Source organism: Plantactinospora mayteni (genome assembly GCF_016862935.1).
GTDB classification, from domain to species: domain Bacteria; phylum Actinomycetota; class Actinomycetes; order Mycobacteriales; family Micromonosporaceae; genus Plantactinospora; species Plantactinospora mayteni.
In genome coordinates this window covers 63,328-87,814 of sequence record NZ_BONX01000064.1, presented here as the reverse complement: position 1 = coordinate 87,814, position 24,487 = coordinate 63,328, and the positions used below count along the sequence as shown (strand labels likewise).

The 24,487-nt window shown below is 71.5% G+C and carries 23 protein-coding genes; 14 read left to right on the top strand and 9 right to left on the bottom strand.

Annotation, left to right across the window (positions count from 1 at the left end; genetic code table 11):
- Window positions 1–99: 99 nt before the first annotated feature.
- Both Pma05_RS38225 and Pma05_RS38220 read right to left on the bottom strand, forming a co-directional pair.
- The gene (locus tag Pma05_RS38225; RefSeq protein WP_275414813.1) at window positions 100–1,401 is read right to left on the bottom strand and encodes an MFS transporter; all 1,302 of its coding nucleotides are present in this window, start codon (window positions 1,399–1,401) and stop codon (window positions 100–102) included.
- Window positions 1,398–2,042, bottom strand: a complete 645-nt coding sequence (locus Pma05_RS38220) for a winged helix-turn-helix domain-containing protein (RefSeq protein WP_203862407.1) — start codon at window positions 2,040–2,042, stop codon at window positions 1,398–1,400. Before Pma05_RS38220 ends, Pma05_RS38225 begins: the two co-directional genes overlap by 4 nt.
- A gap of 342 nt (window positions 2,043–2,384) precedes the next feature.
- On the opposite strand from Pma05_RS38220, the gene rapZ reads away from it, so the two are divergent.
- From rapZ to Pma05_RS38175, 9 genes are all read left to right on the top strand, one after another.
- On the top strand, window positions 2,385–3,233 hold the full coding sequence (rapZ, locus tag Pma05_RS38215; RefSeq protein ID WP_203862423.1) for an RNase adapter RapZ: 849 nt from the start codon (window positions 2,385–2,387) through the stop codon (window positions 3,231–3,233).
- 79 nt (window positions 3,234–3,312) lie between these two features.
- Window positions 3,313–4,278 carry a gluconeogenesis factor YvcK family protein gene (locus Pma05_RS38210; protein ID WP_203862406.1) on the top strand — a complete coding sequence of 322 codons (966 nt, stop codon included), beginning with the start codon at window positions 3,313–3,315 and terminating at the stop codon, window positions 4,276–4,278.
- A gap of 75 nt (window positions 4,279–4,353) precedes the next feature.
- Entirely contained in the window at window positions 4,354–5,334 is a 981-nt protein-coding gene (gene whiA / locus Pma05_RS38205; protein ID WP_107263068.1) for a DNA-binding protein WhiA, read from the top strand.
- A gap of 266 nt (window positions 5,335–5,600) precedes the next feature.
- Entirely contained in the window at window positions 5,601–6,605 is a 1,005-nt protein-coding gene (gap, locus tag Pma05_RS38200; RefSeq protein ID WP_203862405.1) for a type I glyceraldehyde-3-phosphate dehydrogenase, read from the top strand.
- Window positions 6,606–6,693: 88 nt separating this feature from the next.
- A complete protein-coding gene (locus Pma05_RS38195) occupies window positions 6,694–7,950 on the top strand; it encodes a phosphoglycerate kinase (RefSeq protein ID WP_203862404.1) in 1,257 nt (418 codons plus the stop codon).
- A 32-nt stretch (window positions 7,951–7,982) separates the two neighbouring features.
- Window positions 7,983–8,747 (top strand): triose-phosphate isomerase, encoded by a 765-nt coding sequence (gene tpiA / locus Pma05_RS38190; RefSeq protein ID WP_203862422.1) that lies wholly within the window; start codon window positions 7,983–7,985, stop codon window positions 8,745–8,747.
- Between the two features lie 51 nt (window positions 8,748–8,798).
- Window positions 8,799–9,053 (top strand): preprotein translocase subunit SecG, encoded by a 255-nt coding sequence (secG, locus tag Pma05_RS38185; RefSeq protein ID WP_101367013.1) that lies wholly within the window; start codon window positions 8,799–8,801, stop codon window positions 9,051–9,053.
- A 99-nt stretch (window positions 9,054–9,152) separates the two neighbouring features.
- Complete coding sequence (locus Pma05_RS38180) at window positions 9,153–9,497, top strand: RNA polymerase-binding protein RbpA (protein WP_203862403.1); 345 nt, start codon at window positions 9,153–9,155, stop codon at window positions 9,495–9,497.
- 62 nt (window positions 9,498–9,559) lie between these two features.
- Window positions 9,560–9,973 carry a hypothetical protein gene (locus Pma05_RS38175; RefSeq protein ID WP_203862402.1) on the top strand — a complete coding sequence of 138 codons (414 nt, stop codon included), beginning with the start codon at window positions 9,560–9,562 and terminating at the stop codon, window positions 9,971–9,973.
- Window positions 9,974–9,991: 18 nt separating this feature from the next.
- Here the strand turns inward: Pma05_RS38175 and pgl are convergent, their stop codons facing one another.
- The 6 genes from pgl to tkt form a co-directional block, all read right to left on the bottom strand.
- The gene (gene pgl, locus Pma05_RS38170) at window positions 9,992–10,756 is read right to left on the bottom strand and encodes a 6-phosphogluconolactonase (RefSeq protein WP_203862401.1); all 765 of its coding nucleotides are present in this window, start codon (window positions 10,754–10,756) and stop codon (window positions 9,992–9,994) included.
- Window positions 10,753–11,736: a glucose-6-phosphate dehydrogenase assembly protein OpcA gene (locus Pma05_RS38165; protein ID WP_203862400.1), complete on the bottom strand. Its 984-nt coding sequence runs from the start codon at window positions 11,734–11,736 to the stop codon at window positions 10,753–10,755. Before Pma05_RS38165 ends, pgl begins: the two co-directional genes overlap by 4 nt.
- A gap of 54 nt (window positions 11,737–11,790) precedes the next feature.
- Window positions 11,791–13,305, bottom strand: coding sequence for a glucose-6-phosphate dehydrogenase (gene zwf, locus Pma05_RS38160; RefSeq protein WP_203862399.1), 1,515 nt, complete (start codon window positions 13,303–13,305; stop codon window positions 11,791–11,793).
- Window positions 13,306–13,444: 139 nt separating this feature from the next.
- The gene (locus Pma05_RS38155; protein WP_203862398.1) at window positions 13,445–15,124 is read right to left on the bottom strand and encodes a phosphoglucose isomerase-related protein; all 1,680 of its coding nucleotides are present in this window, start codon (window positions 15,122–15,124) and stop codon (window positions 13,445–13,447) included.
- Window positions 15,125–15,200: 76 nt separating this feature from the next.
- Window positions 15,201–16,388 carry a transaldolase gene (gene tal, locus Pma05_RS38150; protein ID WP_203862397.1) on the bottom strand — a complete coding sequence of 396 codons (1,188 nt, stop codon included), beginning with the start codon at window positions 16,386–16,388 and terminating at the stop codon, window positions 15,201–15,203.
- A gap of 15 nt (window positions 16,389–16,403) precedes the next feature.
- A complete protein-coding gene (gene tkt, locus Pma05_RS38145) occupies window positions 16,404–18,542 on the bottom strand; it encodes a transketolase (protein ID WP_203862396.1) in 2,139 nt (712 codons plus the stop codon).
- A gap of 261 nt (window positions 18,543–18,803) precedes the next feature.
- Between tkt and Pma05_RS38140 the strand changes: the two genes are divergently transcribed.
- The 3 genes from Pma05_RS38140 to Pma05_RS38130 all read left to right on the top strand — a co-directional run bounded on the left by Pma05_RS38140 (window position 18,804) and on the right by Pma05_RS38130 (window position 21,199).
- The gene (locus Pma05_RS38140; RefSeq protein WP_203862395.1) at window positions 18,804–19,751 is read left to right on the top strand and encodes a heme o synthase; all 948 of its coding nucleotides are present in this window, start codon (window positions 18,804–18,806) and stop codon (window positions 19,749–19,751) included.
- A gap of 195 nt (window positions 19,752–19,946) precedes the next feature.
- Complete coding sequence (locus tag Pma05_RS38135) at window positions 19,947–20,282, top strand: hypothetical protein (protein WP_203862394.1); 336 nt, start codon at window positions 19,947–19,949, stop codon at window positions 20,280–20,282.
- A 2-nt stretch (window positions 20,283–20,284) separates the two neighbouring features.
- Window positions 20,285–21,199 carry an ATP-grasp domain-containing protein gene (locus Pma05_RS38130; protein WP_372441626.1) on the top strand — a complete coding sequence of 305 codons (915 nt, stop codon included), beginning with the start codon at window positions 20,285–20,287 and terminating at the stop codon, window positions 21,197–21,199.
- 34 nt (window positions 21,200–21,233) lie between these two features.
- Here the strand turns inward: Pma05_RS38130 and Pma05_RS38125 are convergent, their stop codons facing one another.
- On the bottom strand, window positions 21,234–22,187 hold the full coding sequence (locus tag Pma05_RS38125) for a COX15/CtaA family protein (RefSeq protein WP_203862393.1): 954 nt from the start codon (window positions 22,185–22,187) through the stop codon (window positions 21,234–21,236).
- 107 nt (window positions 22,188–22,294) lie between these two features.
- On the opposite strand from Pma05_RS38125, the gene Pma05_RS38120 reads away from it, so the two are divergent.
- Both Pma05_RS38120 and sufB read left to right on the top strand, forming a co-directional pair.
- A complete protein-coding gene (locus Pma05_RS38120; RefSeq protein WP_275414812.1) occupies window positions 22,295–23,059 on the top strand; it encodes a helix-turn-helix transcriptional regulator in 765 nt (254 codons plus the stop codon).
- Window positions 23,056–24,486: a Fe-S cluster assembly protein SufB gene (gene sufB / locus Pma05_RS38115; RefSeq protein WP_203862392.1), complete on the top strand. Its 1,431-nt coding sequence runs from the start codon at window positions 23,056–23,058 to the stop codon at window positions 24,484–24,486. Before Pma05_RS38120 ends, sufB begins: the two co-directional genes overlap by 4 nt.
- The last annotated feature ends 1 nt before the right edge of the window (window position 24,487 follow it).

The following is a 24,487-nucleotide window of genomic DNA, read 5'->3' as shown; positions in this document are numbered from 1 at the left end:
AGCACAAGCAAACAGGCACAAGCAGACAGGCACGAACCCGCTGGCCGGGTCCCCACCACCGGGGACCCGGCCAGCGGCGTCTTCGGATCAGGAACCGGATCACCCGGTGACGGCGTGGTCGTCTGGCTCCGGCAATTCGCGCAGCTTCGGGATGGCGGTCGGCAGTACCCAGAGCAGCCCGGCGACCGCCCCGACGGTGGCGATCCACAGCGTCGGGCGTACCCCGAGGGCCGCGCCCAGGCTGCCACCCAGCACTGCGCCGATCGGCCGGATGCCGTAGTTGACGGTCCGCTTCGCACCGGTGACCCGGGCCAGCAGCCTCTCCGGGATGACCGCGGTCTGTAGCGAGCCGACGGTGATGTCCAGCATCATCACCCCGAGCCCGGAGAGGAACTCCGCGACGAAGAGTGCGCCCAGCACCGCCGGGGTCGGACCGCCGCCGGCCAGCGGCACCAGCACCAGCGGTGCCGGAAAGAGTACGAAGCTGACCAGCACGGTCCGGCCGATGCCGAGCCGGCGGACGAGTCGACCGGTGACCGCCGCGCCGAGCAGCGCGCCGACCGACCCGGCACCGATCACGAGCCCGAGCAGGCCGGGGGAGAGCCCCAGTTCGGTGCTGGCGTAGAGCACGAAGAGCGCGCTGAACATGTAGTTGAAGAGGTTCAGCGTGGTGGTGCCGAGCAGCAGCGAGCGGAGGATCGGCGAGCGGGCCACGAACGTCAGTCCCTGCCCGATGCCGAGCCCGCGTCCGCCGGGCGACGCCGGCTCCGTCTGCCGAATCGGCCCGATCCGGGCCAGGAACAGTGCGGAGACCAGGTACGACACCGCGTCGGCGAGCAGTGCGACCGGTGCGGTGAGGGTCTGCACCAGGATTCCGCCGGCGCTCGGCCCGGCGACGTACGACATCGCCCGGCTGCCGTTGGTCAGCGCGTTCGCGTCGACGTAGTCCTTGCGGTGTACCAGCGAGACGAAGAGGGTGCTGTGCGCGACCTCGAAGAGCACCGCCAGGGTACCGGTCAGGAAGGCCACCACGTAGAGCTGGCCGAGCGAGAGCACCCCGAACAGGTACGCCACCGGCACGGCGGCGAGCAGCACCGCCCGGCCGAGGTCGGCGAGGACCATCACCCGGCGCTTGTGCGGGTAGCGGTCGATCCAGGCGCCGAGGAGCAGCGAGAAGAGCAGGTTCGGGATCAGCGCGGCGGCGGTGAGGTAGCCCATCTCGGCCGGGCCGGCGTCGGTGCCGAGTACTGCCAGCAGGGGCAGGGCGAGCGCGGAGATCTGGTCGCCGAAGAGTGACACGGTCTGGGCCGACCAGTACTGCCGGAACGGTGCCCGGCGCAGCAACTCCGGCACCCAGCGCCGGCGGCGGTCGACCGCCGGTGGAGTCAGCGTGCCGGTCACCGTCCCGGCTCCCCGGCCGACCCCGATTCCGACGGCGGTGCCGAGTCCGAGCCCGACGGCGGCGCGGACTCCGTTGGCGGCTCGATGGGTACGAGCAGTTGGATGAGGCCGATCGCCCGGGAGCCTTCGGGTCGGGTCGACGGGTCGGTCATCCGTTCGTCGTACTCGGCGAGCAGGGCTTCGATCCGGCGGGTCAGTTCGGCCAGTTCGGCCGAGGTGACGTGCACGAGCGCGTCGCCGAAGCCGAGCACGGCCCGCCAGTCCGCCGGCTCGTACGCCCGCTGTGCCAGGTGGGCGCGGGCCCGGGCGACGTAGTGGTCCAGGACCATCGCGTTGAGGTGGTTGGCCGCCGCCCGGGCCTCCGGATCGTCGGAGAGGTCGTCCCAGGAGGTGTTGAGTGCGGTCGCCTGCCAGGGCCGTTCCCGGGCGTCGGCGCCCTCGGACCGCTCGGCGAGGCCGTACTTGGCGAGCTGGCGCAGGTGGTAGGAGCAGTTCGGCACACTCTCGTCGAGCCGCTCGGCGGCCTGGGTCGCGGTCAGCGGGCCCTCTCGACGGAGCAGCCCGATCAGGGCCATCCGGAGCGGGTGCGCGTACCCCCGGAGAGCCCTCGGGTCGGTGAGTCGGATCTCGGACCTCGGCATATCCTAAAGGTAGCTCTAGAAAGATTCCTTTAGCAATTGCCGGCGGCGACCCGCCTGGGCCACCGGCCCGGGAGATTCCGACGGCCGGGTAGATTACGTCTCCTACCTCGCCGGGTGGTCGACCCTCGGGAACCCGCCTCCGGGCGCGTACCGTCGATCCGGCAGGCGGGTACGGCTGGGGGGTGGAACGTGAGCGAGACTCGGCTGGCGACCGACGAGTCGCCGACGGGCGCGGACGACCAGAGCAGGGAGCACGAGACGGAACCGGCACCGGACGGGGGAGCGCCGGCGCGGACCCGGTCCGAGGCGGAGTCGGCGGAACCGACCCGCTCGGACACCACGTTGGTGGTGGTCACCGGGGTCTCCGGCGGCGGGCGCAGCACGGTCGCCCGAGCCCTGGAGAACGTCGGCTTCTACGTGGTGGACAACCTGCCGCAGGCGCTCATGCTCGACATGGCCGAGCTGGCGTTCCGGGCCGGTGGGGCGGCCCGGCAGACCGCGATGGTGCTCGACGTGCGCAGCCGGGCGTTCTCCACCGACCTCGCCGGGGCGATCCGGGCGCTGAAGGAACGCGGCTTCCAGCCCCGGGTGGTCTTCGTGGACGCCGACGACGAGGTGCTGATCCGGCGCTTCGAGAGCGTCCGCCGGTCGCACCCGCTCCAGGGCGACGGCCGGCTCGCCGACGGCATCGCGGTCGAGCGCGGGCTGCTGGAGGAGGCCCGCGACCAGGCCGACGTGATCATCGACACCTCCCACCTGAACGTGAACCAGCTCCGCAGCCGGGTCGAGGAGCTGTTCGGCGGCGAGGACGCCCGCCGGCTCCGGGTGACCGTGCTCTCCTTCGGCTTCAAGTACGGCCTTCCGCCGGACGCCGACTTCGTGCTCGACGCGCGCTTCCTGCCCAACCCGTACTGGGTGCCGGAGCTGCGCGAGCACACCGGCCGGGAGGAGGACGTCAGCCGGTACGTGCTCGGCCAGCGCGGCGCGGTGACCTTCGTGGAGACGTACGCCCGGTTGATCAACGCTACCGCGCCCGGCTTCGAGCGGGAGGGGAAGCGCTACCTGACCGTGGCGGTCGGCTGCACCGGCGGCAAGCACCGCAGCGTGGCGATTGCCGAGGAACTGTCCGCCCGGCTGCGCCAGGCCCGGCTGGCCGCCACGGCGCACCACCGTGACCTGGGGCGCGAGTGAATCTTTTCCCACCTGACCCGCGCGGCGTGTGTCCCCCGACTTCCACCTGCGGTCACGACGGACCGCAAGGGGAGGTTCGGTGAAGCAGCGGGTGGTCGCCTTCGGTGGCGGGCACGGGCTGTCGGCGTCGCTGCGGGCGCTTCGCCGCTGCGCGCCGGAGCTGGACCTCGACATCACCGCGGTGGTGACCGTCGGCGACGACGGCGGCTCCAGCGGCCGGCTGCGGCTCGAACGCGGCGCGCTGCCCCCCGGTGACCTGCGGCAGGCGCTCGCCGCGCTGGCCGCCGACGAGGCCGGGACCCGGCGCAGCGCCGAACTGTTCCAGCACCGGTTCGCCGGCGGCGGCCCGCGGCCCGACCCGCTGGCCGGGCACGCGGTCGGCAACCTGGTGCTCTGCGGGCTGATGGAACTGCTCGGCGACCCGGTGGCCGCGCTCGACCACGCCGCCGCGATGCTCGGCGCGGTCGGCCGGGTGCTGCCGATGGCCTGCCAGCCGGTCGGCATCGAGGCCCGGGTCCGCGGCGCCGACCCGCGGCGCCCCAGCGCTGTCCAGACGGTACGCGGACAGCACGCCGTGGCGGTCACCGACGGCCGGGTCGAGTCGGTCCGGCTCGCCCCGGAGGGGCCGAGCGCCTGCCCGCAGGCGGTGGCGGCGGTCCGCGAGGCCGACTGGCTGGTCTTCGGCCCGGGAAGCTGGTACACCAGCGTCATCCCGCACCTGCTGGTGCCGGAGCTGGCCGCGGCGATGGTGGCCAGCCCGGCCCGTCGGCTGGTCACGCTCAACCTCGCCAACGAGGCGGAGACGCTCGGCCTCTCCCTCGCCGACCACCTGGCCGCGCTCGGCTGGTACCTGCCCGGGCTCACGGTCGACGTGGTGCTGGCGGACGGAAAGGCGGTGGGTGACCCCGAACCGGTGCACCGTGCGGCAGAATCGCTGGGTGCGCGGCTCGTGCTCGCCCCGGTGGCCGTACCGGACGGTGGGCCCCAGCACGATCCGGCAGCGCTGGGCGCCGCACTGGTGCCTCTCCTGGGCGCCGATCGTTAAGCACCTACGAATCAACAACGAAGCACCTACGAATCACCGGCACCCGCCGGGACCGGCCCACGAGGTGACGACAAAATGGCGATGACGGCTGCGGTCAAGGACGAGTTGAGCCGGGTGGACGTACCCAAGCCCTGCTGCCGGCGGGCGGAGATGGCCGCCCTGCTGCGTTTCGCGGGCGGACTGCACATCGTCTCCGGACGGGTGGTGGTCGAGGCCGAACTCGACACCGGCGCGGTGGCCCGTCGGCTGCGCCGGGAGATCGCCGAGGTCTACGGCTATCCGAGCGAGATCCACGTACTCGCCTCCGGCGGGCTGCGCAAGGGCAGCCACTACATCGTCCGGGTGGTCAAGGACGGCGAGGCGCTGGCCCGGCAGACCGGGCTGCTCGACGTACGCGGCCGGCCGGTACGCGGGCTGCCCCCGCACGTGGTGGCGGCGAACGTCTGCTGCGCGGTCTCGGCCTGGCGGGGCGCGTTCATGGCGCACGGCTCGCTGACTGAGCCCGGCCGCTCCTGCGCGCTGGAGATCACCTGTCCCGGCCCGGAGACCGCGCTCGCCCTGGTCGGCGCGGCCCGCCGGATCGGCATCACCGCCAAATACCGCGAGGTGCGCGGGGTGGACCGGGTGGTGGTGAAGGACGGCGACGCGATCGCCGCGCTGCTCACCCGGATCGGCGCGCACTCCAGCGTGCTCTCCTGGGAGGAGCGCCGGGTACGCCGCGAGGTGCGTGCCACCGCCAACCGGCTGGCCAACTTCGACGACGCCAACCTGCGCCGCTCGGCCCGGGCCGCCGTCGCCGCCGCCGCCCGGGTGACCCGGGCCCTGGAGATCCTCGCCGAGGACGCCCCGAACCACCTCACCTCGGCCGGCCGGCTGCGGCTGGAGCACCGGCAGGCGTCCCTTGAGGAGTTGGGGGCGCTGGCCGACCCGCCGCTGACCAAGGACGCGATCGCCGGGCGGATCCGCCGGCTGCTGGCGCTGGCCGACAAGCGGGCCCGTGACCTGGGGATCCCGGACACCGAGGCGGCGGTCACCCCGGACATGCTGGCGGTCTGAGCCGTCCCGGCGAGGGCGTCTGACCTCCACCGGGGGAGTCGATTGGCCGGATTGTGCCCCGACGCAACGCGGAGCGGCGCGCTCGGATAAGGTCGCAGCGTACGGCGACGGGGCCGGTACCGGCCTTCTCCGCCGTGCTGACCGCCCAGAGGTCGCGGTGAGACGGCCGGGGTGACATCCAGCGGCCGGCTCCAGGGTCGGCGCACCCACCTTCGCCGCCGCGCGCTCTCACCGACGGCGAACCGAAACACGAGGAGATGGACGCAGTGACCATCCGGGTTGGCATCAACGGATTCGGCCGGATCGGCCGCAACTTCTTCCGCGCGGTGCTCGCGTCGGGCGCTGACGTCGAGGTGGTCGGCGCCAACGACCTGACCGACAACGCCACGCTGGCGCACCTGGTCAAGTACGACAGCATCCTCGGCCGGCTGCCGCAGGAGGTCAAGGCGACTGCCGACGAGATCACCGTCGGTGGGCACACCCTGAAGGTGTTCGCCGAGAAGGACCCGGGCAAGCTGCCCTGGGGCGACCTCGGCGTCGACGTGGTGATCGAGTCGACCGGCTTCTTCACCGACGCCACCAAGGCGAAGGCGCACATCGACGGCGGGGCCAAGAAGGTCATCATCTCGGCGCCGGCCAAGAACGAGGACGTCACGGTCGTGATGGGGGTCAACCACCAGTCGTACGACCCGGCGAAGCACAACATCATCTCCAACGCCTCGTGCACCACCAACTGCCTCGCGCCGATGGCGAAGGTGCTCCAGGACACGGTGGGCATCGAGAAGGGGCTGATGACCACCATCCACGCGTACACCCAGGACCAGAACCTCCAGGACGGCCCGCACAAGGACCTCCGCCGGGCCCGGGCCGCCGCGCTGAACATCGTGCCGACCTCGACCGGTGCCGCCAAGGCGATCGGCCTGGTGCTGCCCGACCTGAAGGGCAAGCTGGACGGCTTCGCGCTGCGGGTGCCGATCCCGACCGGCTCGGCCACCGACCTGACCATCGACGCCGGCCGGGACACCTCGGTCGAGGAGATCAACGCCGCGATGAAGGCCGCCGCCGAGGGCCCGCTGAAGGGCATCCTCACCTACACCGAGGACGAGATCGTCTCCTCCGACATCGTCACCGACCCGGCCTCGTGCATCTTCGACTCCGGCCTGACCAAGGTGATCGGCAACCAGGTCAAGGTCGTCGGCTGGTACGACAACGAGTGGGGCTACTCGAACCGCCTGGTCGACCTCGTCAAGCTGGTCGGCGCCGGGCTGTGAGCACGGCACGAACGAACGGGGGGGCTCTCGCGGTGAACGCGAGGAGTGAGCTTGCGAGCCCCGCAGTCGTGAACGGAGGGCAAGCTCTGTGAGCATCCGCAACCTCGACGATCTGCTCGCCGAGGGGGTCTCGGGTCGGCGCGTGCTGGTGCGCGCCGACCTGAACGTGCCCCTCGACAAGCAGACCGGCGCTATCGACGATCATAATTCGGCCTCCGCGCCGCAAGGCGGCACTCCGGACCGAATGAGGATCGCTGACGACGGCCGGATCCGGGCCGTGTTGCCGACGCTGACCGCGTTGCGGGACGCCGGGGCCGCCGTCGTGGTCTGTTCGCACCTGGGCCGCCCCAAGGGTGCGCCCGACCCGAAATACACCCTCGCCCCGGTCGCCGCCCGGCTCGGTGAGCTGCTCGGCGCCGAGGTCGCGTTCGCCACCGACACGGTCGGCGAGTCGGCCCGCAAGGCGGTCGAGGAGCTCGGTGACGGCCAGGTCGCACTGCTGGAGAACCTGCGGTTCAACCCGGGCGAGACCAGCAAGGACGAGACCGAGCGGGGCGCCTTCGCCGACCAGCTCGCCGCGTTCGCCTCGGCGTACGTCGACGACGCGTTCGGCGCCGTGCACCGCAAGCACGCCAGCGTCTACGACGTACCGGCCCGGCTGCCGCACTTCGCCGGCCAGCTCGTGTTGCGCGAGGTCGAGGTACTGGCCCGGCTGCGGCACGAGCCGGACCGCCCCTACGTGGTGGTGCTCGGCGGCTCCAAGGTCTCCGACAAGCTCGCCGTGATCGAGGCGCTGCTGCCCACCGTCGACAAGCTGCTGATCGGCGGCGGCATGTGCTTCACCTTCCTGCGTGCCCAGGGGCACGAGGTGGGCAAGTCGCTGCTCGAGGAGGAGATGGTCGACACCTGCCGCGACCTGCTGGCCCGGGGCGAGGGGCGGATCGTGCTCCCGGTCGACGTCGTCGCGGCGACCGAGTTCAGCGCCGACGCCGCGCACGACACCGTACCGGTCACCGAGATCCCGGCCGACCGGCTCGGCCTGGACATCGGCCCCCGGACGGTCTCCGAGTTCGCCGAGGCGGTCGGCACCGCCCGGATGGTGTTCTGGAACGGCCCGATGGGCGTCTTCGAACTGGCCCCGTTCGCCGCCGGCACCCGGGGGGTGGCCGAGGCGATCACCACCGTGAAGGGCTTCACCGTGGTCGGTGGCGGTGACTCCGCCGCGGCCGTCCGCGCGCTCGGTCTGGACGAGTCGTCGTTCGGGCACATTTCCACCGGCGGGGGCGCCTCGCTGGAATACCTGGAGGGTAAGGCCCTCCCCGGCATCGTCGCTCTGGAGCAGTAGTGGCCACCCCTACCCCCGCCCGCCGTCCGTTGATGGCCGGCAACTGGAAGATGAACCTCAACCACCGGGAAGCCAACCTGCTGATCCAGAAGCTCGCCGCGAGCCTCAACGAGAAGCAGTTGACCGACGTGGAGACGGTGGTGCTGCCGCCGTACACCGACCTGCGGACGGTGCAGACCCTGGTCGACGGCGACAAGCTGCTGATCGGGTACGGCGCGCAGGACCTCTCGCCGCACAAGGGCGGGGCGTACACCGGGGAGATCTCGGCCGCGCTGCTGACCGCGCTGGGCTGCACCTACGTGGTCGTTGGGCACTCCGAGCGGCGGACGTACCACCACGAGGACGACGCGCTGGTCAACGCCAAGGCGAAGGCGGCGCTGGCCAGCGAGTTGACTCCGATCGTCTGTGTCGGCGAGGGCCTGGACATCCGCGAGCAGGACGGGCAGGTGGCGTACGTGCGCGGCCAGCTCGACGGCTCGCTGGCCGGGCTGACCGCCGAGCAGGTGGCCAAGCTCGTCGTCGCGTACGAGCCGGTCTGGGCGATCGGCACCGGCAAGACCGCGACTCCGGAGAACGCCCAGGAGGTCTGCGGCGCGATCCGGCAGCGGCTCGCCGAGGTGCATGGTCAGGAGACCGCCGACCAGGTCCGGGTGCTCTACGGCGGGTCGGTGAAGGCGGCCAACATCGCCGCGATCATGGCGCAGCCCGACGTGGACGGCGCACTGGTCGGCGGGGCGAGCCTGGATGCCGAGGAGTTCGCGCAGATCTGCCGGTTCCCGGAGCACATCGCCCGCTGAGGGTCGCTATCCTTGACGAGCCCCGCGTAGCTGAGAGGACTGACCCCTACCATGCCGATCTGGTTCGCATACACGTTGATCGTGTTGCTGGTGATCACGAGCGTGCTGCTCACCTTGCTGATCCTGCTGCACCGGGGCAAGGGCGGCGGGATGTCGAGCATGTTCGGCGGAGGGGTCAGCTCCAGCCTGGCCGGCTCCTCGGTGGCCGAGAAGAACCTCGACCGATACACCGTTCTGGTGGGTCTTGTCTGGTTCGCATGCATCGTCGGGCTGGGTCTCTGGCTGCGTCTCGCCGAGACCACCTGACAACCAGGGCGTACAAACTGCGCGCGGTCCGCTAACGTGGGCCGCGCGCAGTTTGTCATACCCCTCTGGGACCCCCTCTGACGAACGGAGCGAGCAGCCGTGCCCAGTGGCAGCGCCATCCGTGGCAGCCGAGTCGGTGCCGGCCCAGCCCGGCCGACCGAGCGATGCGAACCCGCCCCCCGCCGTCCGGTCACCTACTGGTGCGGCAGCGGGCACATGCTGGAGATCCTGTTGGCGGCCGAGGCCGAGATCCCGGAGACCTGGGACTGCCCGCACTGTGGGCAGCCGGCCGGGCAGGACGTGCACAATCCGCCGGGGCGGCAGCGGACGGAGCCGTACAAGTCGCACCTGGCGTACGTGAAGGAGCGGCGCAGCGAGGCGGATGCCGAGGCGATCCTCGCCGAGGCGCTGGCCGCGCTGCGGGCCCGCCGAGGTGAATCCTGACCGAAGCCGGGCCTGCGCCACCGGGCCGACCGTAGGGTGAAAGGGACGATGGGAGCACACCGGTGGCCTCGTTCCGAGACAACCTTGCCGAGAACGTCACCCTCGAAGGCGCCGTGATGAACGGGGTGCTCAAGGGGCGGGACGCCGTGCTGGCCCAGTTGGCGGTGGTGAACGACTTCTACCGGGATCGCGTCGACGTCGCCCGCTTCGACCAAGGTGAATATGTCGTCGAGCAGTACACGGCGGTGGTCGCCGGCCGCCCCGTCCAGGCCATCGCGATGATGCACCGGGGCGGGGACGGCCGGTTCGACCGGGTGGTCGTCAACCACTGGCCGCTCTCGGCCGCCCTCACCTTCTCGCGCCTGCTGGCGGAGTCCCCGGTCGGCCGGGCCGAGGATCCCGCCCGCTTCTACCGGCCGGACGGGCAGAGCTACCAGGAGTTGCTGGACTACGCGGACCGGCAGCAGGCAGGCTGAGCCAGCGGGGCGGTCCGGTCAGCGGAGGCTGCGGAACTGCGGCTTCACCTCGGCCGCCGCCGCCCGGTCCAGCAGCCACCGGGTCCGCTGCACCCCGGCGACCCCGGCCGCCGGCACCTGCACCGGGCCGGCACCGCGCAGCGCCATCCCGACCGCCCGGGCCTTGCCGCCGCCGCTGGCGATCAGCCATACGTCCTCGGCGGTGTTGATGGCACCCCTGGTCAGCGTGATCCGTACCGGTGGTGGCTTCGGGCTGCCCCGGACCGCGCTCACCGGCCGGCTCTCGTAGCCGACCGGATGCTCGGGGAAGAGCGAGGCGACGTGGCCGTCCTCGCCCACCCCGAGCATCAGCACGTCGAAGTACGGCAGGGTGGCCGTACCCGGGCCGGCGGCCGAGGCGAGTTCGGCAGCGTACCGGGCCGCCGCCGCCTCCGGATCGGCACCGTCCGGGCCGTCCGAGGCGGGCATCGGGTGCACCCTGAGCTGCGGCAGCGCGTCGAGCAGCGCCTCCCGGGCCTGGGTCTCGTTCCGCTCCGGGTGCCCGGTCGGCAGGAACCGTTCGTCACCCCACCAGACGTCGACCCGGGACCAGTCGACCGCGTCCCGGGCCGGCAGGTCGCGTACCGCCCGATGGACCGCCGCCGCGATCCGCCCGCCGGTCAGTACGACGCTCGCCTCGCCCCGTTCCGCCTGGGCGTCGATGATCCTGACCAGCAGCCGGGCCGCGACCGCCTGCGCGAGCAGCTCGGGGTCGGCGTGCACCACCACCGTGGTTTCGGTCACGCCACGCCCTGCGGCTGCTTCGACGGGTCCTTCCAGACGTGCACCCGCTGGGCCGGCCGGCTCTCCAGCCCGGCCACCCCGGCGGCGGCACCCAACGCGTCGGCGTAGATCTGGTCCGGGTCGAGCCGGCGCAGCTCCTCGGCGAGCTCGTCGCCGAGCGGGCGGCGTACCAGCGGCAGTTGCCGGTCGGCCTGCCCGGTACGCCGGAACGTCGCCTGGTTGTCGTCCCGGGTCAGCACCAGCTCGTCGCCGTTGGCGCAGCGCAGCTCCACCGAGCGCATCCGAGGGAACTCGCTGGTGTGCTCCCAGTGCGGGTGCAGCCCCAGCCGGGACCTCAGCCAGCCGATCATCAGGGCCGCGGTCGGGTCGGTGTGCGGCGCGACCACGGTGGCCGAGGTGACCCGGTTGCCCTCGGTGGTGTCGAACGCCCCGGCGACCAGGGTGCGCCACGGGGTGATCCGGGTCCACGCCAGGTCGGTGTCGCCGGGCGCGTAGTCCCGGGCCCGCTGCCGCAGCGCCTCCACCGGATCGGCCGCCTGCGCCGAGTCGGTGATCCGGCGGTCCGCCACCACCCCGAGGAAGTCGTTGGCGATCTCGGCCGGCGGTTCGCCGTGCCACCAGGTCACCACCGGCACGTCCGGCACCAGCAGCGGCATCACCACCGACTCGGCGTGCAGGGCGAGCCGGCCGTACATCCGGGTCACCACCGCCTCGCCCGGGCCGAGCCGGCCGCCGACGACGATCTCGGCATCGAGCCGGTTGCGGTCGCGTTCGATGTCGGAGCGGACCACCACCACCATCCGGCACGGGTGTGCGGCCGAGGCGATCGTCACCGCCGCCTCGGCCTCCCGGACCCGGGGCTCGTCGACGACGACGATCAGGGTCAGCGCCATGCCGCTGGCCACTCCACCCGCACTTCGCCGCTCGGCGGCAAGGGCCTTGACCACCTCGTTACCGGTGGTGTCCCACAAGCCGATCAACGATGCCTCCTGGTTGCTGCTGTCGTTGTTGTCGTTGTCGAGATCCTCGGGGAATCAGGCCCGCCGCCACGCCCGGCCCTCCCGGGCCAGCAGTTCGTCGGCCGCCCGGGGACCCCACTCGCCGGCCCGGTACGGCTCCGGCTTGACGCCGCTCCAGGACTCCTCCAGCGGGTCGATCACCTGCCAGCTCTGCTCGACCTCGGCGGCGTCCGGGAAGAGGGTCCGGTCCCCGATCAGTACGTCCAGCACCAGCCGCTCGTACGCCTCGGGGCTGGACTCGGTGAACGCCTCGCCGTACTGGAAGTCCATCGCGATGTCCCGGACCTCCATGGTGGTGCCGGGAACCTTGGAGCCGAACTTCAGCACCACGCCCTCGTCCGGCTGCACCCGGATGACGAGCTGGTTGTTGCCGAGCATCTCCATGTCGGCCGGGTTGAAGGGCAGGTGAGGCGCCTTCTTGAACATGATGGCGACCTCGGTCACCCGGCGCGGCAGCCGCTTGCCGGCCCGGATATAGAACGGCACCTCGGCCCAGCGCCGGTTCTGGATGCCGAGCCGGACCGCCACGTACGTCTCGGTGGTGGACTCGGGAGGTACGCCCTCCTCGTCGAGGTAGCCGACCGCCCGCTTGCCGGCCACCCAGCCGGGCAGATACTGCCCGCGTACGGTGCCGGTGTGCACGTCCTTCGGCAGGGTGATCGCGCGCAGCACCTTCAGCTTCTCGGCCCGGATCTCGCTGGCGTCGAAGCTGGTCGGCTCCTCCATCGCCACCAGGGCGAGCAGTTGCAGCAGGTGGTTCTGCAACACGTCCCGGGCGGTGCCGGTCGCGTCGTAGAAGCCGGCCCGCGAGCCGATCCCGACGTCCTCGGCCATGGTGATCTGCACCGAGTCGACGTACTTGGAGTTCCAGAGCGGCTCGAAGAGGTTGTTGGCGAACCGCAGGGCGAGGATGTTCTGGACGGTCTCCTTGCCCAGGTAGTGGTCGATCCGGAACACGTCGTCCCGGGTGAAGACGTCGTCGACCAGGTCGTTGAGCGCCTTCGCCGAGGGCAGGTCGTGCCCGAACGGCTTCTCCACCACCACCCGCCGCCAGCCGCCGCACTTGTCGTTGTCGGCCATCCCGGTCCGGGCGAGCTGCTTGAGCACGGTCGGGAACGCGGCCGGCGGGATGGAGAAGTAGAACGCGGCGTTGCCGCCGATCCCGTGGGTGTCCCGCAGCTCGTCCAGGCAGGTTGCCAGCTTGTCGAACGCGTCGTCGTCGTCGAACGCGCCACCGACGAACTTGATGTTGCCGGCCAGCCGGGCCCAGACCTCTTCCCGCCACGGTGTCCGGGCGTGCGCCTGGGCCGCGTCCCGGGCCATCGACTCGAAGTCGCCGTCACCCCAGTCGCGCCGGGCGAACCCGAGCACCACGAAGCTCGGCGGCAGCAGCCCCCGGTTGGCCAGGTCGTAGACCGCCGGCAGCAGTTTCTTGCGGGCCAGGTCCCCGGTGACGCCGAAGATCACCAGCGCGCACGGCTCCGGGATCCGCGGCAACCGCCGGTCCTGCGGGTCGCGCAGCGGATTCACGGCTTCCCCTCCTCGCTCGGTCGGTTCCCGGACCTTTTCAGCCTGAAAAGGGTGGAGCCTGCGCCCCGACCTTCTCCCGGGCCACGACGGACCGCAAGGGAAGGCTGGAAAGGTTCACTGTCAGGATGCCCGGTCGTCGTCAACTCCGCAGACCCCGTACCGCATCGAGCAGGTGTGGAATTCCGGCGGCCCGGTCCGTCAGGTGCAGCCGGAGCACCGGCCGGCCCCGCTGGGCGAGGGCCTCGCGGTCGCCCGCGGCCTGCGCGGCCTGCAACTGCCCGAACGAGTACGGCTTGCCGGGCACCGCCAGGTCGTCGGCCACGTCCCCGGTGATCTGGAGGTACGACCCGAGCTGCGGCCCGCCCTTGTGGTATTGCCCGGTGGAGTGCAGGAACCGGGGGCCCCAGCCGAAGGTGACCGGTCGACCGGAGGCGGCGGCGAGCCCGGGGCGCACCTGTGCGGTCTTGGCATCGGCGAACCGGTCCAGGTACGCCATCACGGCCAGGTAGCCGCCGTCGCCGAGCCCGTCCAGCAGCCGCCGCAGCGCCCCGGCCAGGTCACCGGGGAGCGGGTCGGTCCGCTGCGGCTCGCCGGGGAACCAGTACCCCTCGATCCCGTTGTCGGCGAAGGTCGGCGTCTCGATCGGCAGCCCGGTGCCGAGCAGCCGGTTGGTGTTCTCCTTGGACTCGGTCACGTTCGGCTGGTTGAACGGGTCGATCCCGAGCACCACCCCGGCGACCGCGGTCGCGTACTCCCAGGCCAGGAACTGCGCGCCGAGCGGTCCGTTCACCGCCAGGTCGGGCCGGATCCCGCCGCCGGGTACGGCACCGGCGGCGAGCCCGCCGCCGTAGGTGACGGTGAGTACGTCCGGCCCGGTCGCCCCCGGGCTGCCCGGGTCCTCGACCACCACCGGCAGGATGCCGACGCCGTTCTTGCCGGTCGACTCGGCGATCAACTGCTCGGCCCAGTCGCCGAGGCCGTCGATGCCGGTGCCGTCCGAGACCAGTGCGACCTTGTCCCGGCCGGTGGTGGCGGCGGCACCGAGCGCGGCGCCGAGCGCCAGCCCGGGGTTGTCCTGCGGCCCGCCGAGCGCCCCGGCCAACTCCTCGGCCTGGTCCAGCAGTTCGGCCACCTCGACTCCGGCCAGTGCCGACGGGACCAGCCCGAACGCGGTCAGCGCCGAGTAGCGCCCGCCGACGTCCGGGTCGGCGAGCACCACGAAGGCGCCCATCTCGGCGGCGGTGTCGGCCAGCGGCGAACCGGGGTCGGTGACCACCACGAAGTGCCGGCCGGCCTCCGCCTCGGTCAGTCCGGCGTCCAGGAACGCCTGCCAGTACGCCCGGCGGTGGCTGTCGGTCTCCACCGTCGAGCCGGACTTGCTGGCCACCACCACGACGGTCCGGTCCAGCCGGTCGGCGATCGCCGCGCGTACCTGCCCGGGGTCGGTGGTGTCCAGCACCGTCAGCGACCTGCCGAGGGTACGAGTGATCACCTCGGGGGCCAGCGACGAGCCGCCCATCCCGGCGAGTACGACGTGGTCGAGGTCGGCCAGTTCGGCCTTCAGCTCGGCGAGTTGGGGGAGCAGCTCCCGGCCGCGCCGGAAGGTGTCCACCCAGCCGAGCCGGATCGCCGCCTCGGCCTGCGCGTCCGGCCCCCACAGCGTCGGGTCCTTGGCCACCAGCCGGGCCGGTACGTCCTCGGCGAGCAGTGCGGCCCGGGCCGAGGCCGGGGCGGCGGCGTCGACCGCCTCCGCCCCGTAGACGGCGAGCCCCGCCGCCCCCTCACACCCGCCGTCGAGCAGGTCCCCACTGTTGCTCATGCCGGCACTCCGCTTCGCTCCGTGCCGTCATGAGGCACATTGGCACTGAGCTGGCTGGTTCGCTCACTACGTTCGTTCACGCGTTGCCTCCGGCTTGGACGGCCGCGTCGGCGTTCTCCCCGGCGGCCTGGTTCGGCTCCCCGGCGCCCTGCGCGGCGGCCTCCAGCGACTTGCGAACCCCGTCCAGCAGCTCCAGCCAGCTCGCCTCGAACTTCTCCACGCCCTCCCGCTCCAGGGTGGCGATCACGTCGTCGAAGTCGATGCCGGTCGCGGCCAGCCCGGTGAAGACCTCCTGGGCCTCGATGTAGGCGCCGGTGACGGTGTCCGGGCGGGTCTCGCCGTGGTCGGCGAAGGCGTCGATCACCGGTTCCGGCATGGTGTTCACGGTGCCGGGGGCGATCAGCTCCTCGACGTAGATCACGTCGCGGTACTCCGGGTTCTTGGTGGAGGTGGAGGCCCAGAGCGGGCGCTGCGGGTGGGCACCGGCGTCGGCCAGCGCCTGCCAGCGGTCCGAGGAGAAGACCTTGGAGTATCGCTCGTACGCGAGCTGGGCGTTGGCGACCGCCGCCCGGCCCTTCAGCGCCTTGATGTCCGGCCGGCCGGCGCCGCCGAGGTTGTCCAGCCGCTTGTCCACCTCGCTGTCGACCCGGGAGACGAAGAACGACGCCACCGACGCGATCCTGCTCAGGTCATGCCCGTTCGCCTTCGCCTGCTCCAGGCCGGTCAGGAACGCCTCCATCACCTGCGAGTAGCGGTCCAACCCGAAGATCAGCGTTACGTTCACGCTGATCCCGGCGGCCAGCGTCGCGGTGATGGCCGGCAGCCCGGCCTCGGTCGCCGGGATCTTGATGAACAGGTTCGGCCGGTCGATCAGCCACCACAGCGCCTTCGCCTCGGCCACCGTCGGCTCGGTCTGGTACGCCAGCCGCGGGTCCACCTCGATCGAGACCCGACCGTCCACCCCGGCACTGCTGTCGTACGCCGGGCGCATCACGTCGCAGGCCCACCGCACGTCGTACGTGGTCAGCGAGCGGACCGCCTCCTCGACGCTGACCCCGCGCACCGCCAGGTCCCGCAGTTGCCAGTTGTACTCGTCGGCGTCGCTGAGCGCCTTGGCGAAGATGGTCGGGTTGCTGGTCACCCCGACCAGGTGCTTCTCCCTACGCAACTGGTCCAGGCCGCCCGAACTCAGCCGTACCCTCGAAAGATCGTCGAGCCAGACCGCCACTCCCGCGGCGGTGAGCTCACCCAACCGGTCAGTCATGTCTGCAACGCTCCCTCAGTTGCCGGTGGTCTCACCGGTGATCTGGCCCACCCGGGTCAGCGACGCGTGTGCGGCCGCGACGACCCGGTCGGGGGTGAATCCGAACTGTTCGAAGAGCACGCTGTGCGGTGCGCTCGCGCCGTAGTGCTCCAGGCTGACCGCCTCGCCGGTGTCGCCGATCAGGTCCCGCCAGGACATCGCGATGCCGGCCTCGACGCTGACCCGGGCCTTGACGTCGCGGGGCAGCACCGAGTCCCGGTAGGCGGCGTCCTGCTCCCGGAACCACTCCTGGCAGGGCATCGAGACCACCCGGGTCGGGGTGCCCTCGGCCTCCAGCCGCTCCCGGGCGGTCAGGCAGAGCTGCACCTCGGAGCCGGTGCCGATCAGGATCACCGCCGGCTGCGCGTTCGACGCCTCGGCCAGTACGTAACCGCCCTTGGCGGTCTGGTCGGCGCCGGCCAGCTCGGTGCGGTCCAGCGTCGGCAGCGGCTGCCGGCTCAGCGCCAGCGCGGACGGCCGGTCGGTGTGCTCCAGCGCCTGCCGCCAGGCCCAGGCGGTCTCGTTGGCGTCGGCCGGCCGGATCACGTCCAGGCCGGGAATGGCACGCAGCGCGGTCAGGTGCTCGACCGGCTGGTGGGTCGGGCCGTCCTCGCCGAGACCGATCGAGTCGTGCGTCCAGACGTAGACCACCGGCAGCTTCATCAGCGCGGCGAGCCGGACCGCCGGGCGCATGTAGTCGCTGAAGACCAGGAAGGTACCGCCGTAGGGGCGGGTGCCGCCGTGCAGCGCGATGCCGTTCAGGATGGCACCCATCGCGTGCTCGCGGATGCCGAAGTGCAGGGTGCGGCCGTACTCGTTGCCCGGGAACGCCTTGGTGGCGTACTGGCTGGGGATGAAGGACGGCTCGCCCTCCATGGTGGTGTTGTTGCTCTCGGCCAGGTCGGCCGAACCGCCCCAGAGTTCGGGCAGCACCGGGGCGAGGGCCTGGAGGACCTTGCCGGAGGCGGCCCGGGTGGCGATCCCCTTGGCGTCCGCCGGAAACTCCGGCAGCACGTCGGTCCAGCCGGCCGGCAGGGTACGGGTGGCCAGCCTGTCGTGCAGCGCCCTGCCCTCCGGGTTGGCGTCGGCCCACGCCTGGTACCCGGTCTGCCACTCGGCGTGCGCCGCCCGGCCCCGCTCCAGTACCTGGCGGGCGTGTGCCAGTACCTCCTCCTCGACCTCGAAGTGCTGGGCCGGGTCGAAGCCGAGCAGCTTCTTGGTCTCGGCCACCTCGTCGGCACCGAGCGCCGAACCGTGGATCTTGCCGGTGTTCTGCTTGGTCGGCGCCGGCCAGCCGATGATGGTGCGCAGCGCGATGAACGACGGCCGGCCGGTCTCCGCCCTGGCGGCCAGCAGTGCGGCGTGGAGCGCCTGGACGTCCTCGTGGTAGTGGCCCTCGTCCGCGTCCCCGGCCCGCCAGTCCACGGTCTGCACGTGCCACCCGTACGCCTCGTAGCGGGCGGCCACGTCCTCGCTCTTGGCGATCCGGGTGTCGTCCTCGATCGAGATCTCGTTGTCGTCGTAGATCAGGGTCAGGTTGCCGAGCCGCTGGTGCCCGGCGAGGGCGCTCGCCTCGTGGCTGATCCCCTCCTCGATGTCGCCGTCCGAGGCGATGCACCAGATGTGGTGGTCGAACGGGGAGGTGCGGGGTGCGGCGTCCGGGTCCAGCAGGCCGCGTTCGCGGCGGGCGGCCATCGCCATCCCGACCGCGTTGCCGAGCCCCTGGCCGAGCGGGCCGGTGGTGGTCTCGACGCCCCGGGTGTGCCCGTGTTCGGGGTGGCCCGGGGTCAGCGAACCCCACTGGCGCAGTGCCTTGAGGTCGGTCAGGCCGAGGCCGTATCCGCTCAGGTAGAGCTGGATGTAGAGGGTGAGGCTGCTGTGGCCCGCCGACAGCACGAACCGGTCCCGCCCGGCCCAGTCAGGGTGCGTCGGGTCGTGCCGGATGACCCGGTTGAACAGCAGGTAGGCGGCCGGCGCCAGGCTCATCGCCGTACCCGGATGGCCGTTGCCGGACTTCTCCACGGCGTCCATGGCCAGCACGCGGACGGTGTCGACGGCACGCTGGTCGAGATCGGACCAGTTCAGCGAGGTTTGCTCGGGTCGATTGTCAGCCACGATCGTGTGTGCTCCTCGGCGTGATGGGCGGAACCCTCCCTCAAGACCCTAGCGACCGCTTCCGCGCGCCAACCCCCGGATCTCGTCCACCGGCGACACGGTTCGCCGGAAGTGTGATCGTTCGCACCGAAGACGGGTCGCCCGGGCAGCGAAAACGACGACGCGTAGGCTGTCGGTCGGCGTGCTGGCCCTTCGGTCGGCCGCCACCCGTGCTGCCTCCGCAGCCAATCACTTCTGCCCGACGCCGGAAGGTGGCAATCCGTGAGCATGATCACCGAGCGCCCCGTGACCGGCGGTGCCCCGGCTGCGGGGACCCCGGGCGAGGTGACCCGGCGACGCGACGTCGCCGCCCTGATCCGGGCGTACGTCGCGTTGACCAAGCCACGGATCGTCGAGCTGCTGCTGATCTCCACGGTGCCGACGATGATGCTGGCGGCGGGCGGGATCCCGTCGCTCTGGCTGGTCGGGGTGGTGCTGGTCGGCGGGTCGCTGGCGGCGGGCGCGGCCAACGCGCTGAACTGCTACATCGACCGCGACATCGACCAGGTGATGAAGCGGACCAAGCGCCGGCCGCTGCCGACGCACACCGTGGCGCCCCGCAACGCGCTGGTCTTCGGGCTGGTGCTCGCGGTGGTCTCGGTGACCCTGATGGCGGTCTTCACCAACTGGCTGGCCACCGGCCTGACCCTGGGCGCGATCCTCTACTACGACCTCGTCTACACGCTGTGGTTGAAGCGGACCACCTGGCAGAACACCTTCTGGGGCGGCATCTGCGGCTCGGCCCCGGTGCTGATCGGCTGGGCGGCGGTGACCGGCTCGCTGGCGCCGCGGGCCTGGGGGCTGTTCGCGGTGGTGTTCTTCTGGCAACTGCCGCACTTCTACGCCCTGGCCATCAAGTTCAAGGACGACTACGCCCGGGCCGGCATCCCGATGCTGCCGGTGGTGGCCTCGATCCGCCGGGTCACGGCCGAGATCGTGGTCTACACCTGGTTGACCGTGGCGGCGTCGGTGCTGGTCTGGCCGCTGGGCATGGGGCCGGTCTACGGGGTCACCGTGCTGGTGGCGGGCGGGATGTTCATCGTCGAGGCGCACCGGTTGAGCCAGCGGGCCGCCCGGGGCGGGCCGGTCAAGCCGATGCGGCTGTTCCACTGGTCGATCACGTATCTGACGATCGTCTTCGCTGCGGTCGCGGTCGACGCGCTGCTTTGAGGTTTTCGAGGCTTTCGTGCCTCTTCGTCCTGTTCGCCGGGCTTCAACGTGAATGATGGCTTTGAATTAATCGCGTATACACCGAAAAATCACCCAAAGATGGTGAGTGGTTTCGGTTAACCCCACCGTAATCGGCATCACAAATTATCGGTAGCTGCCCCTCGCGGTGGGAGAAGTCTGCTTAGGCTTCGCGTTATGGCAGAAGGTTCCGATACGACGCCGACGGCCGAGCAGACCGTCGCGGGTCAGACCCCCAACGGTCTGGTCGCCGGCATCCAGTCGTTCGCCGCCGGGCACGGCGGCGCGAAGGCGGTCATCGAGTACGTCGGCAAGCGGGGCGCACGCATTGTCCTGGTGGGGGAGGACGGCGTGTGGGCTGACCAGTTCGCGGAGAGCACCGATGTCGCGCGACTGGCCTGCGCCAAGGCGGGGGTTGCCGTGGAAAACGAATGGGAGCGGGAACTGATGGACCAGATGCGCCCGAGTAATGACCTATGGCGGTCGATGGCTCGACGCACCCTGGCTCGTTGATAATTTTGTCCGATAACAACCGTGCGGCCCGGGGTGAGCCCCGGGTCGCTCTCATTACCTGCGCCGACCTTCCCGAACTCGACCCCGACGACCGGCTGGTACTGGAGCCGCTCGCCGAACGCGGCATCCGGGTCGAGGCGGCGGTCTGGGACGACCCGGACGTGGACTGGGCCGGCTACGCCCTGGCGGTGCTCCGCTCGGCCTGGGACTATCCGAGCCGGCGCGCCGAGTTCGTCGCCTGGGCCGACACCGTGCCCCGGCTGGCCAATGCGGCCGACCTGGTGCGCTGGAACACCGACAAGCGCTACCTGCGGGAACTCGCCGAGGCCGGGCTGCCGACGGTGCCGACGAGCTGGCTCGGCCCCGACGCCGACTGGACGCTCCCGGCCGAGCCCGGCGAGTACGTCGTCAAGCCCGTCGTCGGCGCCGGGAGCGTGGACACCGGCCGGTACGACCTGGCCGACGAGGAGAACCGGGAGTTGGCCGCCGGACACGTCAAGCGGCTGCACGCGGCCGGACGGTGGGTGATGGTGCAGCCGTACCTGACCGCCGTGGACACCGCCGGGGAGACGTCGCTGCTCTTCGTCGCCGGCCCGGACGGGCTCCGGTTCAGCCACGCGGTCCGGAAGGGGCCGATGCTGGTCGGCCCGGACTACGGCGTCGACGGGCTGTTCCGGCCGGAGCGGATCACCCCGCGTACCCCGGCGGAGCCGGAACTCGCGGTCGCCGAGCGGGTACTCGCGGCGCTCCCCGGCGGTCCGGGTCGGCCGCTCTACGCCCGGGTGGACCTGATTCCGGGCCCGGACGGCGCGCCGATGCTGGTCGAGCTGGAACTCACCGAGCCGTCGCTCTTCCTGGCCCACGAGCCGGGCGCGGCCGACCGCCTCGCCGACGCCATCGCCGCCCGGCTCGGCTGATCTCCTGCCGCCGGGCCGGGCACAGTTCCGATCGTCAGTGCGCCGTGCCGGCGTACTCGGGCTGGGCCTGGCTCGGCGGGACGGCCGGTGCGGCGGTGCGTTCCCGGGTCGACCAGAGCACCGCGAGCGCGGCGAGCCAGACCAGGCAGGAGCCGAGCATGTGCGCGCCGACCAGTGCCACCGGCAGGCCGGTGAAGTACTGCACGAAGCCGATCAGGCCCTGGCCGAGTTCGGCGAGCACGAGCAGGCCGGCCGCCCGGACCGCGCCGGCCGGTGCGCCCACCGCGCGGAACGCGAACCAGGCCGCGATCGAGAGCCCCAGCAGCAGGAAGACCGTGTCGGCGTGCACCTGGGAGATGGTCTCCGGGTCCAGTCCGTTGCGGGCCGCCCCGGAGTCGCCGGAGTGCGGGCCGCTGCCGGTCACCCAGGTGCCGACCACGAGTACGGCCGCGGCCACCCCGGCGGTGAGCCAGCCGAGGGCACGCAGCGGTGCCGGTACGGTCGGCCGGGCCGGTCCGTCCGGTTCGAGGGTCCGGCGCCAGAACGCGTACGCCGCCGCGATCACCGCCATCGAGGCGAGGAAGTGCAGCCCGACCACCCACGGGTTCAGATCGGTGAGCACGGTGATCCCGCCGATCACCGCCTGTGCCGGGATGCCGAACGCGGCGCCGACGCTGAGCCACCGGAGCCCCCGGCGGGCCGGGCGCTGCCGCCAGGCGGCCACCACTGCGGCGATGACCACGGCGGCGAGCGCGAAGGTGAGCAGCCGGTTGCCGAACTCGATCACCCCGTGCACGCCCATCTCGGCGGTCGCCACGTACGACTCGTCGGTGCAGCGGGGCCAGGTGGGGCAGCCGAGCCCGGACTTGGTCAGCCGGACCGCGCCACCGGTCCCGACGATCAGCACGTTTCCCACCACGGAGGCGAGAGCCAGTCGCGATAGGGTGGGTTTGCCGGAAAATTCGCCGAATCGGCTCACGCCGGCCATGGTACGTGCAAATGTGATCATGCTGGGCGGCGCGTCCGCCGCCCGGTGGTCTGGATCACCGGACCCCGGGTTTGCGGACCTTCGAGGAAATACGTAACGTTGGCGTAGTGAAAAACCTGGCGGCGTACTCGGAGCAGGAGCGGGTGACCGATCCGGTCGCCGGTTCCGCCGCGCCCGCCGCCGCTGAGGTCGCCGGTCCGGACGGCCGCCCCACCCGGGACAGGGTGACCCAGTTGCTGCTGGAGCACGGCGCGGCAACCGCCGCGCAGCTCGGCGCGGAGCTGGGGCTCAGCCCGGCGGCGATCCGCCGGCACCTGGACGCGATGCTCGCCGACGGCGACGTGGTCGCCCGTGACCAGGTCATCCGTGGCCAGCGCGGTCGCGGCCGGCCCGCCCGGATCTTCCGGCTCACCGACTCCGGCCGGCGGCGCTGCGGCACCCACACCTATGACGGGATGGCCACCGCCGCGCTGCGCTGGATCTCCCGGCACGGTGGGCCGGACGCCGTCGACGCCTTCGCCGCCGAGCAGGTCGCGGCGCTGGAGGCCCGCTGCCGGGCCGCCCTGGAGGATGCCGGGGACGACCCGCTGGCCAGGGCAGAGGCACTCGCCGAGGCGCTGACCGCCGAGGGATACGCTGCCAACGCGTCCACGATCGCCTCCGGCGGGCAGCTCTGCCAGCACCACTGCCCGGTGGCCCACGTGGCCGTGGAGTTTCCCCAGCTGTGCGAGGCCGAGACGGCGGTCATCTCCCGCCTGGTCGGCACCCACGTGCAGCGGCTCGCCACCATCGCCCACGGCGACGGGGTGTGCACCACGCACATCCCGACCCAGCCCAAACCTTCCGTCAGCAGTGTGAGGACAGATAGATGACCGAGCAGATCGTCCAGCCCATGACGCAGGAGGAGCAGCTCGCCGCCCTGGGTCGCTACGAGTACGGCTGGGCCGACTCCGACGTCGCCGGTTCCGCCGCCCAGCGTGGCCTGAACGAGGCCGTGGTCCGGGACATCTCCGCCAAGAAGAACGAGCCCGCCTGGATGCTCGACCTGCGGCTGAAGGGGCTGCGGCTGTTCGGCCGCAAGCCGATGCCGAACTGGGGTGCCGACCTCGGCGGGATCGACTTCGACAACATCAAGTACTTCGTCCGGTCCACCGAGAAGCAGGCCGCGAGCTGGGAGGACCTGCCCGAGGACATCAAGAACACCTACGACAAGCTGGGCATCCCGGAGGCCGAGAAGCAGCGGCTGGTCGCCGGTGTCGCCGCCCAGTACGAGTCCGAGGTGGTCTACCACAAGATCCGTGAGGACCTGGAGGAGCAGGGCGTCGTCTTCCTGGACACCGACACCGCGCTCAAGGAGCACGAGGACCTCTTCAAGGAATACTTCGGCACGGTGATCCCGGTCGGGGACAACAAGTTCGCCGCGCTGAACACCTCGGTCTGGTCCGGCGGCTCCTTCATCTACGTGCCGAAGGGCGTCAACGTCGAGATCCCGCTCCAGGCGTACTTCCGGATCAACACCGAGAACATGGGCCAGTTCGAGCGGACGCTGATCATCGTCGACGAGGGCGCGTACGTGCACTACGTCGAGGGCTGCACCGCGCCGATCTACTCCTCCGACTCGCTGCACAGCGCGGTCGTCGAGATCGTGGTGAAGAAGAACGCGCGCTGCCGCTACACGACCATCCAGAACTGGTCGAACAACGTCTACAACCTGGTCACCAAGCGGGCGGTCTGCCACGAGGGCGCGACCATGGAGTGGATCGACGGCAACATCGGCTCCAAGGTGACGATGAAATACCCGGCGGTCTGGATGACCGGCGAGCACGCCAAGGGCGAGGTGCTCTCGGTGGCGATGGCCGGCGAGGGCCAGCACCAGGACGCCGGCGCCAAGATGGTGCACGCCGCCCCGCACACCTCCAGCACGATCGTCTCCAAGTCGATCGCCCGGGCCGGTGGGCGGACGTCCTACCGGGGCCTGGTGCAGGTGCTGGAGGGCTCGCACCACAGCAAGAGCACCGTCAAGTGCGACGCGCTGCTGGTGGACACCATCTCCCGGTCGGACACCTACCCGTACGTCGACATCCGCGAGGACGACGTGGCGATGGGGCACGAGGCGACCGTCTCGAAGGTCAGCGAGGACCAGCTCTTCTACCTGATGAGCCGGGGGCTGACCGAGGACGAGGCGATGGCGATGATCGTGCGCGGCTTCATCGAGCCGATCGCCAAGGAACTCCCGATGGAGTACGCGCTGGAGCTGAACCGGCTGATCGAGCTCCAGATGGAGGGCGCGGTCGGCTGAC

Bases quoted from the DNA above. Each gene is read 5' to 3' on its own strand.
- Pma05_RS38135 (WP_203862394.1), top strand. From the start codon at position 19,947: ATGGCAGAAGGTTCCGATACGACGCCGACGGCCGAGCAGACCGTCGCG.
- tal (WP_203862397.1), bottom strand. From the start codon at position 16,388: ATGACTGACCGGTTGGGTGAGCTCACCGCCGCGGGAGTGGCGGTCTGG.
- Pma05_RS38125 (WP_203862393.1), bottom strand. From the start codon at position 22,187: ATGGCCGGCGTGAGCCGATTCGGCGAATTTTCCGGCAAACCCACCCTA.
- tpiA (WP_203862422.1), top strand. From the start codon at position 7,983: ATGGCCGGCAACTGGAAGATGAACCTCAACCACCGGGAAGCCAACCTG.
- sufB (WP_203862392.1), top strand. From the start codon at position 23,056: ATGACCGAGCAGATCGTCCAGCCCATGACGCAGGAGGAGCAGCTCGCC.
- Pma05_RS38155 (WP_203862398.1), bottom strand. From the start codon at position 15,124: ATGAGCAACAGTGGGGACCTGCTCGACGGCGGGTGTGAGGGGGCGGCG.
- secG (WP_101367013.1), top strand. From the start codon at position 8,799: ATGCCGATCTGGTTCGCATACACGTTGATCGTGTTGCTGGTGATCACG.
- Pma05_RS38220 (WP_203862407.1), bottom strand. From the start codon at position 2,042: ATGCCGAGGTCCGAGATCCGACTCACCGACCCGAGGGCTCTCCGGGGG.
- whiA (WP_107263068.1), top strand. From the start codon at position 4,354: ATGGCGATGACGGCTGCGGTCAAGGACGAGTTGAGCCGGGTGGACGTA.